Here is a 12,758-nt window from a genome sequence, read left to right as displayed (position 1 = left end):
CAGAACCTCCCTTCCAAGTTCAATGCAAGCCATCGTCGCCCGGGAGCCCGGCGATGCCAGCGTGCTGGTGCTGGCCGAGCGCCCCATGCCCGTCCCCGGCGCCGGTGAAGTCCTGCTGCGCGTGCTCGCCGCCGGCATCAACCGGCCCGATGTCATGCAGCGCCAGGGCATCGCCAAGCCCGCGCCCGGCATCACCGACGTCCTCGGACTGGAGGTGTGTGGCGAGGTGGTCGCCTGCGGCCCGGGTGCCGACAGCGCGCTGGTGGGCCAGCGGCTCATGAGTCTGGTGCCCGGCGGGGGCTATGCGCCGTGGTGCACGGCGTCGGTCGATCATTCCTTCGTGGTGCCGGCCCCTCTGTCCGACATCGAGGCGGCGGCCTTGCCCGAAGGACTCTTCACCGTCTGGCACAACCTGTTCGAACTCGGGCGTCTGGCGATGGGCGAGACGGTGCTGATCCACGGCGCCGCGGGCGGCATCGGCACCCTGGCGATCCAGATGGCCCATGCGGCCGGCTGCACGGTCATCGTGACCGACAACGATGAAGCCCGGTTCCCCGAACTGAAAGCTCTCGGCGCCGATCTGGCGATCTGCTGGCCCACCACCGACTTCACCCAGGCCTGCCTGGACTACACCGCGGGGCGTGGCGTGGACGTGGTGCTCGACATCGTCGGCGGCGACTACGTGCGCCGCAATCTTCAAGCCATGGCTTTCGGCGGACGGCATGTCAGCCTGTCCTTCATGCAGGGCTCGGCGGTCAGCATCGAACTGCTGACGCTGATGCAGCGCCAGCTGAGCCTGCACTCTTCCACCATGCGTCCGCAAAGTCATGCCGAAAAGGCCCGCATGGCCAAGCGCCTGGCCCACCATGTGATGCCGCTGCTGAAGCGCCGGCGGATCGCGCCGCGCATCCACGCCACTTTCCCGGTCGGTGAGGCCGCGGCATCGCATGCCATGCTGGAAAGCGGCAAGGTGTTCGGCAAGCTGGTGCTGGTGCCCTGATGATGAAACTCCTCTTCGCTCCGACATCGCCCTTCGTGCGAAAGGTCATGGTGTGCGCGCATCTGACCGGACAGGCCGACAAGATCCAGCGGCTGGACAGCGCCGCTCATCCGGTTCGACGCGACCCGCGCATCGCGGCTCACAACCCGCTCGCCAAGGTGCCGACCCTGATCCTGCAAGACGGCCAGGTCCTCTACGACAGCCGGGTGATCTGCGAGTACCTGGCCAGCCAGGCGGACGCAGAGACGATATTTCCCGCGTCCGGCGCCGATCGATGGACGGCGCTCACCCGCCAGGCGCTGGGCGATGGCCTGCTCGACGCCGCGCTGCTGGCGCGCTACGAGCTGACGGCGCGTCCCCCCGAATTCCAGTGGCCCACCTGGCGCGAGGCCCTGTTGACCAAAGTCACGGCCTGCCTCGCCTCGATCGAAACCATCGCATCCGGGCTGGCCCACGACAAGCCCACCATCGGCGAGATCACCATCGGCTGCGCATTGGGGTATCTGGACTTCCGATTTCCCGAACTGAACTGGCGCGCGAAATGCGGCATCGCCGCCCATTGGAACGAAGCTTTCCAGAGCCTGCCCGCCATGCAGGCCACCCAACCCTGCGAAGTTTGAAAAATGATGACCGAAACCTCGAATCCCTCCATCTCCGTCTGGTTCCTGAACGGCCCCAACGCCAACCTCTATGGCCTGGATTCCAACAGGAACTACGGCACGGACAGCTTCCCCGTCCTGCAGTCGCGCTGCGAGCAAAAGGCTGCCTCGCTGGAGGTCCGCCTGCGTTTTCTGCAGTCGAACCATGAAGGACAGCTGATCGACTGGATTCAGGAAGCCCGTGGCGTCGCGGACGGCATCGTCATCAATGCGGCCGGTTTGACCTACACGTCCATCCCCATCCTCGATGCCCTGCTGTCTTTTCCCGGGAAGATCATCGAAGCCCATATGAGCAACATCTGGAAGCGCGAGCCCTTCCGCCATCACTCCTACATCTCCAAGGCGGCAGATGGCGTCATTGCCGGACTCGGCGCAGACGGCTACGAACTTGCCATCGAGGCCGTCGCACGCCTGGTGCGAAAGAACAAACAGGTTTCCTGAAGATGACGTTTCCTGAAGCAGCGGCTGTCGGCACCCTGGCCTTCTATAGCGACTTCGACGATTTCCAGACCTGGAAGAAGGCGCTTCAGACCCAGCTTCCGGCACTCCAGGTGATTCACGCAAGCCAGACCGAGCGGCCGGAAGAGATCGACTACGCCATGGTCTGGAAACCCCCGCAGGGCATTTTCGAACGCATGACGAATCTGCGTCTGATCATCAACTTGGGCGCCGGAGTCGACTCGCTGGTGGGGCGCGACGACCTCCCAAGGAACATCCCGATCACCCGGATTACCGATCCGCAGATGTCGCGGATGATGGCCGGGTATGTCCTGTTCGCGGTGCTCCGGCACGCCCGGGATATTCCGGTCTTCGAGCAGGCCCAGCGCGCAGGCCGGTGGGCTTATCGCCACCCGCGTTCGCCGGAGGAAATAACCGTTGCGGTGCTGGGACTGGGGCATCTGGGAGCCAAGGCAGCGCATGAAATTCAGCGCCAGGGGTTCAGAACGCTGGGTTGGTCGCGCAGCCTTGCGCAGATCGATGGCGTGGAGTGTTCAGCCGGCATGGAGACGCTCGATTCCGTGATCGGCCAGGCGGACATCGTCGTCCTGATGCTGCCGCTCACGCCGCAGACAAAGCAGCTCTTCGATCGCGCCCGCCTCGAAAAATTGCAGCCCGGCGCTGCACTCATCAATGTCGCCAGGGGCGCCCTGGTGGATCAGGCCGCGTTGACGGAACTCCTCCAGAGTGGACACATCGGCGCGGCAACGCTGGATGTCTTCGAGCGCGAACCCCTGCCGGCCGGAGATGCGCTGTGGAGCATGCCCAACGTGCTCATCACCCCGCACCTCGCGTCCGTGGCCATTCCGTCATCCTCGGCCAGGCAGATCGCAGCCAACATCCTGCGCGTCTCGGCCGGCGAATTGCCGGACAACATCGTCGAGCCATCCCGCGGATATTGACGGACTGTACGGAGGCGGCCATACAGCCGAACAAAAGCTCGAGGGTGTGCAGCATGAACTCAGCGCCCCTCGTCCTCCCAGTCCACCCAATCCACCGTATGGGTCTCGAGATATCGACGGACGGTGGCACCGAGGGTCGGAAAGAACGCCGCTTCCCCGAGCCGCTCGAACAGCCCGAACCGCTTCAGCTTGTCCTTGACGGGGTCCTTCATCTCGGCAAAGCACAACTGGATGCCGGCCGCGTGCAGGGTTTCGATCAGCTCGGCCAGCATGTCGGCGGAGGTCACGTCCACGCTGGTGATCGGTTCCGCCGCAACGACCAGCCAGCGCACTGGCGTAGGCGACGAAGCCATGGCGTCGAGCGCCCGGTCGTGGAACAGCTCGGCGTTGGCGAAGAACAGCGGCGCATCCCAGCGAAACAGGACCAGGCCGGGGATGAGACGCGCGTCGGGATAGCGCGTGATGTCGTGGTAGCCCTTGACGCCGTCGGCGCGCCCCAGAACCGCGGAATAGGGACGCCAGGCATCCCACAGGAATTCGATGACCGCAATCACGATCGCCAGGCCGATGCCTTCGATCGCGCCCAGCACGGTCACGCCAACGGTACAGGCCGCCGACAGCCAGAACTCCCAGCGCTGGATGCGATAGATCCGTCGCAGGTCGGCGATCTCGATCAGGTCGATGGCCGATGCGATCACCACTGCAGCCAGCGCGCTGGTGGGCAAGTTTTTCAGCAGGTCCGACGCCACGACCAGCAACAGGGCAACAGCAAGCGCGCCGACGACTCCGCTCAGCTGGGTTCTGGCGCCTGCGGCCTCGGCCACGGGTGTGCGTGACGAACTGCTGCTGACGGGAAAGCCCTGAAAAAGCCCGGCCGCCAGGTTGGCGGCGCCGAGCGCCACCATCTCCTGGTTCGGATCGACAGAGGTGCGGGTCCGTGCCGCATAGACACGGGAGAGCACGCTGGTGTCGGCGAACGAGATCAGAGCGACGACGCCACCGCCGATCAGGACGGGAACGATGTCGGCGCTGGTGATCCACGGGATGGCGAACGCAGGCAGGCCTTGCGGGAGGGCGCCGAGGACCGACACCCCGGCGCGTGCCGCAAGGTCCAGCACGCCGACGACCACGGTCGCTGCCACCACGGCGATCAGGATGCCCGGAAGGCGCTTGCGGCCCCTGAGCAGCAGGATGACCGCCAGGGTGCCTGCGCCGACCATGAACGCGGTCCAGTTGGTCTTTCCATCCATCACCGCTGCAGCGATGGCCTTCAGGTTTTCCAGCGGTCCGTCGCCCTCGATCGAAAAACCGAAAAACCTGGGCAGCTGGCTGATCAATACCGTCAGCGCGATGCCGTTCATGTAGCCGTAGCGAATCGGCTTGGAAAGAAGCTCGGTGACGAAGCCCAGGCGCACGACGCCGGCGAGGATGCACACCGCCCCCGACACGATCGCCATCATGGCCGCAAGAGCAACCGCGCGATGCGGGTCGCCGCCGGACAGTGGAAGGACGACGGCCAGAATGACGGCCGCCAACGAGGAATCCGGGCCCAGCACCAGGATCCGACTGGGTCCGAACACGGCGTACGCGAGCAGCGGAACGATGGTCGCGTAGAGGCCATGGATGCCGGGTACGCCGGACGCCTGCGCGTAGGCGATGCCGACAGGCACCAGCATCGTGGTCAGCACCAGTCCGGCAACGATGTCGTGCCGCAGCCAAGCTGCCTGGTAGCCGCGCAGCGTGCGGAGTCCCGGCAGCCAGCGGCTCCATCCGGTCTGATCGGCGGCCTTCGACCGCGGCGCAATCCGGCCCGGTTCCGGGAGGGGGGGCGAAGGATCCGATTTGTTCATGGGCCGCTGGCTGCTTGGCGGACGGTGCCGATGCGCGCAAAGAAAGGCAAGGGGGAAGATACGGGTGGGTGGACAATGCTTGCGTGGCGCACAAAGGATTTCCCGCTTTCCAGCCCTTGACCGGCCTCTATGAGCCGTCTGCAATCCAGCAGTTGCCGGACGGGCGCTTTCTTGTGGTCGAGGACGAAAAGCGCCATCCCTTCAGTGTGGTCGAGATCGGCGCCGACGGAAGTGTCCACGGTAGCGAGCTCACTGCCGGACTGTTTCAGATCTTCAGCGACTTCTGGAGACTGGATGACCTCGAAGGACTTGCCTTGGATCGGGCAGGTTTCGTCTACGCCATCACGTCGCATTCTCGAGACGACGAAGGCGACGAAAAGAAGTCCCGTGAACGACTGGTTCGGTTCCGGGTCGAGGGGAGCCGGGTTGTGGGCCCCAAGGTCGTCGACGGATTGAAGCGTGCCCTGACGGCGAAGCATCCTGAACTGGCCTCCGCAGCCAGGATCCGGGATGTCAAGACCGGCGGCGGGCTCAATATCGAAGCGTTGGAGATCAGCCCGGACCAGCAACGACTGATGATCGGCTTTCGCAGCCCGTTGCGCGGCGGCCGCGCACTCATCGCCAGCATCGAGAACCCGCATGAACTCTTCGAGGCGGATGAGGCACCTCGGGTGGCGGCCGATCTCGATGCGCTGGATCTGGGTGGCCACGGAATTCGTGGGTTGTCTTATGTCCCCTCCATCGGCGAGTACCTGGTCATCAGTGGGCCGGTTTCGCGCGAGCCGAGCCAGTTCGCCCTCTGGCTCTGGAATGGGCAGCGAGGCGGCACGCCGCGCCGTGTGACGGTTCCTGGTCTTCAGGGCCTGGAGCGCGCAGAAGGGGTAAGCCCGGCTGTCATCGACGGGGTGGACCGGATCATCATCGTCAGCGACGACGGGAATCGGAAGGCAGAACGGCCTGCGAGTTATCTTCTGCTGGACCTCGATCAACTGCAAACCACGCCTTGAATCGGCCTGCGCTTGCTGCGATGGCGAGCGCCCGGATGCGGAGCGCTCCCGCAACCGACAAGTCGGCGCAACAGGGCGGCAGCCGGGAACATGCTCAGTCCCACACAGGAAGGCCCTGTAAGGCACTGTTGGGACGACCCACGATGTCGACGCCGGTGATGCCGGATCCGCCCGGCAAGAGCTGGACGTCGCAAATGACCTCCCAGGCATGGTTTTCGGTGCGCCGCGCAAGGCACACTTCCTCGCCGGCGGCAATGAGATCGGCGCATTCGCCGACGCTGATTCGCCGCACCGGGCCCAGGGCAAATTCCGTCGAACCGAACTCCTGCTCCACGACCGGGTGAATGGCGACGAGGTCCATCTTTGCGTCGTTGAAGTGAACAGCGGTAATTGCATGCTGGGCCATCTTCGACCTCCATTCGTGGAGAGCCCCGATGTGGCTGCGGCGGCTGCCAGCGCCGGTGGGCTCGATGTTCGACTGTACGCCTGCTCCCGCCTGCGCGCACTCCGCAGATGAACCCGCTCAGGCGCCGGGCTGGTCGTCGCCGGGAAGCAGCAGCTTCGCTGCGATGCCGTAGAGCGCAAGCATGCCCAGCACGTGCCCGATGGCGACGCCCGGCTCGCCTGATTCGATTCGGGCGACCGTCTGGACATGGACGCCGAGCCGGGCGGCGGCTGCGGCCTGGCCTTCACCGGCCAGGGTGCGTGCCAGCCTGGCCTGCGCACCCATGTGCTTGATCGCCTGAAGGGCGCCGCTGTCGATGTCCGCCGAGATGCGTTTGCCTTGGGCCATCGGGATATTGTCGCTGCACAATCCGCGCCATGCCTCGATCCCTGCCCGACCCCGGTTCCGTGCCTTACTGGCTCTACCTCCTGGAATGCGAAGGCGGCGTGTACTACACGGGGATCGCGCTCGACGTGGAGCAGCGCTTCTTTCAGCATGTGTTCGGGCTGGGCGCCAAATTCACGCGCGCGCGTCCTCCGCTGCGCGTGCTTGCGGCGCGCCCCTACCCTGACAAGGGGGCCGCGCTGCGGGCGGAAATCAGGGTCAAGGCACTGCCCCGCGCGCGCAAGCTCGCCTTCTTCGAAACCAAGGACTGACGCGCCCGCAAGAAAGAATACGCGGTTGACCGGCTGCGCTCCCGCCTGAAATTCGCTAGGCTTTGCTGGCGAACGATCCCATCGAGCGCGGAGACAACGCGATGAGCCAGGGCGCATCTCTTCGTCTGCATGTGCCGGAGCCCACGGGGCGGCCGGGGCACGAGACCGACTTTTCCTACCTCCACCTGTCGCGTGCCGGCGAGGTGCGAAAACCGCCAATCGACGCATCGCCGGCTGACACCAGCGACCTGGCCTACACGCTGGTGCGTGTGCTCGACGACGAGGGCCGCGCGGTCGGTCCGTGGACGCCCGAGGCCGACCCCGAGCTGCTGCGCCGCGGCCTGCGCGCGATGATGAAGACGCGCGCCTTCGACGCCCGCATGCTGATCGCGCAGCGGCAAAAGAAGATCTCGTTCTACATCCAGTGCCTTGGCGAGGAAGCCATTGCCACCGGCCACGCGCTGGTGCTGCAGCAGGGCGACATGTGCTTTCCCACCTACCGCCAGCAGGGCCTGCTGCTGGCGCGCGACGACGTGACGATGCTCGAACTGATCTGCGAACTGATGTCCAACGAGCGCGACCCGCTCAAGGGCCGGCAGCTGCCGGTGTGCTATTCGATGAAGCGCGCCGGCTTCTTCTCGATCTCGGGCAACCTGGCCACGCAGTTCATCCAGGCGGTGGGCTGGGGCATGGCCTCGGCGATCAAGGGCGACACGCGCATTGCCTCGGGATGGATCGGCGACGGCGCCACCGCCGAGTCCGACTTCCACACCGCGCTGACCTTCGCCCACGTGTACCGCGCGCCGGTGATCCTCAACGTGGTCAACAACCAGTGGGCGATCTCGACCTTCCAGGCCATTGCCGGCGGCGAGGCCACCACCTTCGCGGCGCGCGGCGTGGGCTGCGGCATCGCGTCGCTGCGTGTCGACGGCAACGACTTTCTCGCGGTGCTGGCGGCCTCGCGCTGGGCCGCGGAGCGCGCGCGCAGCAACCTCGGTCCGACGCTGATCGAGTGGGTGACCTACCGCGCCGGCGCGCACTCGACCTCGGACGATCCCTCGCGCTACCGCCCGGCCGACGACTGGGCACATTTTCCGCTGGGCGATCCGATCCCGCGCCTGGCGCAGCACCTGACGGCCATCGGCGCCTGGTCGCAGCAGGAGCATGAGCAGACGCAGGCCGACCTGGAAGCGCAGGTGAACACCGCGCTGAAGGAGGCCGAGCGCTTCGGCTCCATGGCCGACGGCCACGTCGCCGGCGCCGCGACCATGTTCGAGGACGTCTACAAGGAGATGCCCGAGCACTTGAAGCGGCAGCGCGCGCAGCTGTCCGCCGAGGGATGACGCCATGGCCTCGATGACCATGATCCAGGCCCTGCGCTCCGCCATGGACGTGATGCTCGGGCGCGACGACAACGTGATCATCTACGGCCAGGACGTGGGCTACTTCGGCGGCGTGTTCCGCTGCACCGAAGGCCTGCAGGCCAAGTACGGCCGCTCGCGCGTGTTCGATGCGCCGATCAACGAGGGCGGCATCGTCGGCTCGGCCATCGGCATGGGCGCCTACGGCCTGCGCCCGGTGGTGGAAGTGCAGTTCGCCGACTACGTCTATCCGGCCTACGACCAGATCGTGTCCGAGGCGGCGCGCCTGCGCTACCGCTCGGCGGGCGACTTCACCGCGCCGATCACCATCCGCATGCCCTGCGGCGGCGGCATCTACGGCGGCCAGACCCACAGCCAGAGCCCCGAGGCGCTGTTCACGCATGTCTGCGGACTGCGCACGGTGATGCCCTCTAATCCGCGCGACGCCAAGGGCTTGCTGATCGCCTCGATCGAGAACGACGACCCTGTGATCTTTCTCGAACCCAAGCGGCTGTACAACGGCCCTTTCGACGGCCACCACGAGCGGCCGCTGGTGTCCTGGTCGGCGCATCCGCTGGGCGAAGTGCCCGAGGGCTACTACACGGTGCCGCTGGAGTCGGCCACCGTGTTCCGCCCCGGCGCCGACCTGACGGTGATCAGCTACGGCACGATGGTCTTCGTCTCGGAAGCGGCCGCGCAGGAGACCGGCATCGATGCCGAGATCATCGACCTGCGCAGCCTGTGGCCGCTGGACCTGGAGACGCTGGTCGCTTCGGTCAAGAAGACCGGCCGCTGCGTGGTCGTGCACGAGGCCACGCGCACCAACGGCTTCGGTGCCGAGCTGGTGGCGCTGGTGCAGGAGCACTGCTTCCACTACCTGGAGGCGCCGATCGAGCGCGTGGCCGGCTGGGACACGCCCTATCCGCATGCGCAGGAGTGGGCCTACTTTCCGGGGCCGGCGCGCGTCGGTGCGGCGATGCGCCGCGTCATGGAGAACTGAATGGCCACGCATGCAATCAAGGTGCCGGACCTCGGCGAAGGCATTGCCGAGGTGGAGCTGGTGGCATGGCGCGTGCAGCCCGGCGACACGGTGGTCGAGGACCAGGTGCTGGCCGACGTGATGACCGACAAGGCCACCGTCGAGATTCCCTCGCCGGTCGCGGGCCGGGTGCTCGCGCTCGGCGGCGAAGTGGGGCAGCAGCTTGCGGTGGGCGCGGAGCTGATCCGGATCGACGTGGGCGCGCAGGGTGAGGCGGTGCAGGTGCCGGCCGCACCCGCACGTGCGCCGGCACCTGAACCTGCACCAGCCGTGGCGGCAGCAGCCGCAACGGCATCCGCACCGGCCGTGCGCACGCCACCCTCGGCCGGCAAGCCGCTCGCCGCACCCGCGGTGCGCCACCGCGCCGCAGTGCTCGGCATCGATCTGCAGCAGATTCAGGGCAGCGCCGCCGACGGCCGCATCCTGCACGAGGATCTCGACGCCTGGCTGCTCCGCCGGCAGGGCGCGCAGGCGCCGAGCCCGCCGCGCTACGCGGAGCGCAACGACGAGGAGGCCGTGCCCGTGACCGGCGTGCGCCGCCGCATCGCGCAGCGCATGCAGGATGCGATGCGCCGCATCCCGCACTTCACCTACGTGGAGGAAGTCGACGTGACCGAGCTGGAGCTGCTGCGCGCGCGGCTCAACGAACGCTGGGGTAGCGAGCGGGCCCACCTGACGCTGCTGCCGCTGCTGGTGCGCGCCATCGTGCTGGCGGTGCCGCGCTTTCCGCAGATCAACGCCCGCTTCGACGACGAGACGGGCGTGCTCACGCGCCATGGCGCGGTGCACGTCGGCATCGCGACCCAGACCGCGGTCGGCCTCATGGTGCCGGTGCTGCGCCACGCCGAAGCACGCGACCCCTGGTCGAGCGCCACCGAGATCGCGCGGCTGGCCGAGGCCGCGCGCGCGGGCCGGGCCACGCGCGACGAACTGAGCGGCTCGACCATCACCGTCACCAGCCTGGGCGCGCTGGGCGGCATCGCGTCCACGCCGATCATCAATGCGCCCGAGGTGGCGATCGTCGGCGTCAACCGCATCGTGCAGCGCCCGGTGATGCAGGATGGCGCGGTGGCCGCGCGGCGCATGATGAACCTGTCGTCCTCCTTCGACCACCGGGTGGTCGACGGCCAGCTGGCGGCCGAGTTCGTGCAGGCCGTGCGCGCCTCGCTCGAATGCCCGGCGCTGCTTTTTGCCGAGTAGCCGGCGCCGCGGCGCCTCAGGCGTCGCCGTCCGGCGCGAGCCCCGGTCCCTGGTGGAATACGAGGTCTTCCACCACCACGCCGCCCACCAGGTGCTGCGACAGGATGCGGTCCATGTTCTCGGGCGTGACGTTGTAGTACCAGGTGCCGTCGGGCTGCACGCACATCACCGGTCCGCCCTTGCAGGCCGCGAAGCAGCCGACGCGGCTGCGCTTGACGCGCAGTGCCCCCTCGTTGAGGCCCGCGGCCTTGAACTTGTCGCCCAGGCTGTCGAACAGGTCCTGCGAGGCGCCGTCGGGGCTGCAGCGCGGTCCGGTGCAGACCAGCAGGTGGCGCTTGTAGCCGCCGATCCTGGGCTTGACCACTTCGCTCATTCCTGCGCCTCCTCGAGCGGCGCGGCCGCGGCGCTTTCTTCCTCGGCCGGTGCGGCCAGCACCGCCTCGATGTAGTCGGCGGGCAGGCGGTGCTGTGCGGCCAGCGCGGCGGCGCTCGCGCCCTCGGCGTGGTCGGCGCGCAGGTTGGCCATCCAGCCCAGCAGGCCGGTCGACAGCGAGCGGCCGGGCTTCTCGCCGCTGCGCGTGTTGCCGCCATCGTCCAGGTCGTACTTGTTGGCATAGCCGCGCGGCGTGACCATGAGGCCGTGCTGCACGAAGGTGTGGCTGTTGCCGATGAGCACCGTCGTCAGCATGCCGATGTCGCACTCGCTCATGTGGGCGAGCGTGGTGAACTCGATGCGCTCGCGCCGGCGGTAGGCCGACTTGACCACCGCCACCGGCGTGTCCGGCCGCCGGTGCCGCAGGAAGAGCTGCTGCGCCTGCACGATCTGCTGGGTGCGCCGCCCGCTCTTCGGGTTGTACAGGGCCACCACGAAGTCGGCCGCCGCCACCGCGTCGAGCCGCCGCGCGATCACGGGCCAGGGCGTGAGCAGGTCGCTCAGCGAGATCGAGCAGAAGTCGTGCGTGAGCGGCGCGCCCACCAGCGCCGCGCAGGCGTTGATGGCCGACGCGCCGGGCACCACCTCGACGGCGATGTCGGAGTCCGGCGTCCAGCCGGCCTGGAACAGCACCTCGTAGGTCGGTCCGGCCATGCCGTAGACACCGGCGTCGCCGCTGGAGATCAGCGCCACCTTCTTGCCCTCGCGGGCGCGCTCGAGCGCGTTGACGGCGCGGTCAAGCTCCTCGGTCATGCCCTTGCGGATCACCTCCTTGCCCTCGAGCAGGTCGGCCACCAGCTTGATGTAGGTGCTGTAGCCGACCACCACATCGGCTTCGGCGATCGCGGCCAGCGCGCGGCCCGTCATGTGGTCGTGGTGGCCGGGGCCGATGCCGACCAATGAAATCTTGCCGCTCATGGATTCACCTCCAGTGCCGGCGCAGTGCGCGAATCATCGAACGCAGCGGCCAGCGCCGGCCGCAGCCAGCGCTCGAACGCCAGGCCGCAGGCCACGCCCGTCGAGGCCCAGAAGCTCAGCGAGATCCAGGTGGTCGCCCAGATGAAGCGCGCATCGAGCATCCGCAGTGCGGCCTGTGCCTCGGCGCCGAAGCCCGCGAAAGGATCGCCCGCGGCCTGCGGCGCACCCACCACGAAGGGCAGCGCGAGCCAGGCCGCGGCCGCGGGCCAGCGCAAGGCGCTGCGCAGCCCCGCGAGCGAGGTGCAGGCCAGCGCCGCGCCGGCCGCGGCCAGCACCCACCAGCCCTGGCGCGAACCCAGCCGGGCCGCATCCATGCCAGGGATCTCGGCCGGCAGCCCGAGCGAGGGCCAGAAGTGAAAGCTCAGCCAGCCGGCGGCAGACACCAGCAGCGCCAGCGGCAGCGAGCGCATGCGGGCGCCGCGCCAGAGGCAGACACCCATCGCCGCGAGCACCAGCAGCGCCATGCTGAAGGCATGCAGCATGTTGGCGACCCAGCTCCAGAAGCTGCGCTCGGCACCGTCCTGGGGCTGCCACTGCACTTCATCCGCGGCCGCGCCGTGGGCATGCGCCGCGTCATGGCCGTGGTCCGGCAGGGGCGCGGCCTTCTGCGACTCGTAGCTTTCGGCCGCCTGGATGATCGGCGTGGCCTGCCACTGCTGCACGCCGGTCTGCACGCTGCCCACCAGCACGGCCACCGCCAGTGCGCACCAGATCAATCGTTGGAAGATCAT

15 protein-coding genes are annotated in these 12,758 nt (G+C 67.7%); 9 read left to right on the top strand and 6 right to left on the bottom strand.

Annotated features, from left to right (window positions below; genetic code table 11):
* The first annotated feature begins 22 nt into the window (after positions 1–22).
* From IB278_RS07750 to IB278_RS07735, 4 genes are read left to right on the top strand one after another with little or no spacing between them, the layout of a single operon-like run.
* A complete protein-coding gene (locus IB278_RS07750) occupies positions 23–1,000 on the top strand; it encodes an NAD(P)H-quinone oxidoreductase (protein ID WP_192323129.1) in 978 nt (325 codons plus the stop codon).
* 2 nt (positions 1,001–1,002) lie between these two features.
* On the top strand, positions 1,003–1,620 hold the full coding sequence (locus tag IB278_RS07745) for a glutathione S-transferase family protein (RefSeq protein ID WP_209536483.1): 618 nt from the start codon (positions 1,003–1,005) through the stop codon (positions 1,618–1,620).
* A gap of 3 nt (positions 1,621–1,623) precedes the next feature.
* Complete coding sequence (locus IB278_RS07740; protein ID WP_192323127.1) at positions 1,624–2,100, top strand: type II 3-dehydroquinate dehydratase; 477 nt, start codon at positions 1,624–1,626, stop codon at positions 2,098–2,100.
* 2 nt (positions 2,101–2,102) lie between these two features.
* Complete coding sequence (locus tag IB278_RS07735) at positions 2,103–3,059, top strand: 2-hydroxyacid dehydrogenase (RefSeq protein ID WP_192323126.1); 957 nt, start codon at positions 2,103–2,105, stop codon at positions 3,057–3,059.
* A gap of 59 nt (positions 3,060–3,118) precedes the next feature.
* On the opposite strand, the gene IB278_RS07730 is transcribed toward IB278_RS07735, so the two are convergent.
* Positions 3,119–4,909: a SulP family inorganic anion transporter gene (locus tag IB278_RS07730; protein ID WP_192323125.1), complete on the bottom strand. Its 1,791-nt coding sequence runs from the start codon at positions 4,907–4,909 to the stop codon at positions 3,119–3,121.
* A gap of 116 nt (positions 4,910–5,025) precedes the next feature.
* On the opposite strand from IB278_RS07730, the gene IB278_RS07725 reads away from it, so the two are divergent.
* Positions 5,026–5,916: a DUF3616 domain-containing protein gene (locus IB278_RS07725; protein ID WP_225612791.1), complete on the top strand. Its 891-nt coding sequence runs from the start codon at positions 5,026–5,028 to the stop codon at positions 5,914–5,916.
* A gap of 94 nt (positions 5,917–6,010) precedes the next feature.
* Here the strand turns inward: IB278_RS07725 and IB278_RS07720 are convergent, their stop codons facing one another.
* Entirely contained in the window at positions 6,011–6,322 is a 312-nt protein-coding gene (locus tag IB278_RS07720) for a hypothetical protein (RefSeq protein ID WP_192323123.1), read from the bottom strand.
* A 117-nt stretch (positions 6,323–6,439) separates the two neighbouring features.
* Entirely contained in the window at positions 6,440–6,709 is a 270-nt protein-coding gene (locus IB278_RS07715) for a helix-turn-helix domain-containing protein (RefSeq protein ID WP_192323122.1), read from the bottom strand.
* A 29-nt stretch (positions 6,710–6,738) separates the two neighbouring features.
* Between IB278_RS07715 and IB278_RS07710 the strand changes: the two genes are divergently transcribed.
* The 4 genes from IB278_RS07710 (at position 6,739) to IB278_RS07695 (ending at position 10,617) form a co-directional block, all read left to right on the top strand.
* A complete protein-coding gene (locus IB278_RS07710) occupies positions 6,739–7,017 on the top strand; it encodes a GIY-YIG nuclease family protein (RefSeq protein ID WP_192323121.1) in 279 nt (92 codons plus the stop codon).
* A gap of 101 nt (positions 7,018–7,118) precedes the next feature.
* Positions 7,119–8,360, top strand: a complete 1,242-nt coding sequence (locus IB278_RS07705) for a 3-methyl-2-oxobutanoate dehydrogenase (2-methylpropanoyl-transferring) subunit alpha (RefSeq protein WP_192323120.1) — start codon at positions 7,119–7,121, stop codon at positions 8,358–8,360.
* 4 nt (positions 8,361–8,364) lie between these two features.
* Positions 8,365–9,378: an alpha-ketoacid dehydrogenase subunit beta gene (locus tag IB278_RS07700; protein ID WP_145740784.1), complete on the top strand. Its 1,014-nt coding sequence runs from the start codon at positions 8,365–8,367 to the stop codon at positions 9,376–9,378.
* A complete protein-coding gene (locus tag IB278_RS07695; protein WP_192323119.1) occupies positions 9,379–10,617 on the top strand; it encodes a dihydrolipoamide acetyltransferase family protein in 1,239 nt (412 codons plus the stop codon).
* Positions 10,618–10,633: 16 nt separating this feature from the next.
* Here IB278_RS07695 and IB278_RS07690 read toward each other — a convergent pair whose 3' ends face one another.
* The 3 genes from IB278_RS07690 to IB278_RS07680 are packed head-to-tail and all read right to left on the bottom strand — an operon-like array spanning position 10,634 to position 12,758.
* Entirely contained in the window at positions 10,634–10,990 is a 357-nt protein-coding gene (locus tag IB278_RS07690; RefSeq protein WP_192323118.1) for a (2Fe-2S) ferredoxin domain-containing protein, read from the bottom strand.
* Positions 10,987–11,967 carry a precorrin-3B C(17)-methyltransferase gene (gene cobJ, locus IB278_RS07685; RefSeq protein ID WP_192323117.1) on the bottom strand — a complete coding sequence of 327 codons (981 nt, stop codon included), beginning with the start codon at positions 11,965–11,967 and terminating at the stop codon, positions 10,987–10,989. The genes IB278_RS07690 and cobJ overlap by 4 nt, the downstream gene beginning before the upstream one ends.
* A complete protein-coding gene (locus IB278_RS07680; protein WP_192323116.1) occupies positions 11,964–12,758 on the bottom strand; it encodes a CbtA family protein in 795 nt (264 codons plus the stop codon). The genes cobJ and IB278_RS07680 overlap by 4 nt, the downstream gene beginning before the upstream one ends.

The sequence above is a fragment of the Variovorax sp. VRV01 genome (assembly GCF_014852545.1).
Classification (GTDB): Bacteria; Pseudomonadota; Gammaproteobacteria; order Burkholderiales; family Burkholderiaceae_C; genus Variovorax; species Variovorax beijingensis_A.
The sequence above is the reverse complement of the archived record's forward strand: the minus strand, read 5'-3'. Positions and strand labels throughout refer to the sequence as shown.

Coding starts and splice junctions, on each gene's coding strand:
- IB278_RS07750 (WP_192323129.1), top strand. CDS start 23: ATGCAAGCCATCGTCGCCCGGGAGCCCGGCGATGCCAGCGTGCTGGTG.
- IB278_RS07745 (WP_209536483.1), top strand. CDS start 1,003: ATGAAACTCCTCTTCGCTCCGACATCGCCCTTCGTGCGAAAGGTCATG.
- IB278_RS07740 (WP_192323127.1), top strand. CDS start 1,624: ATGATGACCGAAACCTCGAATCCCTCCATCTCCGTCTGGTTCCTGAAC.
- IB278_RS07735 (WP_192323126.1), top strand. CDS start 2,103: ATGACGTTTCCTGAAGCAGCGGCTGTCGGCACCCTGGCCTTCTATAGC.
- IB278_RS07730 (WP_192323125.1), bottom strand. CDS start 4,909: ATGAACAAATCGGATCCTTCGCCCCCCCTCCCGGAACCGGGCCGGATT.
- IB278_RS07720 (WP_192323123.1), bottom strand. CDS start 6,322: ATGGCCCAGCATGCAATTACCGCTGTTCACTTCAACGACGCAAAGATG.
- IB278_RS07715 (WP_192323122.1), bottom strand. CDS start 6,709: ATGGCCCAAGGCAAACGCATCTCGGCGGACATCGACAGCGGCGCCCTT.
- IB278_RS07710 (WP_192323121.1), top strand. CDS start 6,739: ATGCCTCGATCCCTGCCCGACCCCGGTTCCGTGCCTTACTGGCTCTAC.
- IB278_RS07705 (WP_192323120.1), top strand. CDS start 7,119: ATGAGCCAGGGCGCATCTCTTCGTCTGCATGTGCCGGAGCCCACGGGG.
- IB278_RS07700 (WP_145740784.1), top strand. CDS start 8,365: ATGGCCTCGATGACCATGATCCAGGCCCTGCGCTCCGCCATGGACGTG.
- IB278_RS07695 (WP_192323119.1), top strand. CDS start 9,379: ATGGCCACGCATGCAATCAAGGTGCCGGACCTCGGCGAAGGCATTGCC.
- IB278_RS07690 (WP_192323118.1), bottom strand. CDS start 10,990: ATGAGCGAAGTGGTCAAGCCCAGGATCGGCGGCTACAAGCGCCACCTG.
- cobJ (WP_192323117.1), bottom strand. CDS start 11,967: ATGAGCGGCAAGATTTCATTGGTCGGCATCGGCCCCGGCCACCACGAC.
- IB278_RS07680 (WP_192323116.1), bottom strand. CDS start 12,758: ATGATCTTCCAACGATTGATCTGGTGCGCACTGGCGGTGGCCGTGCTG.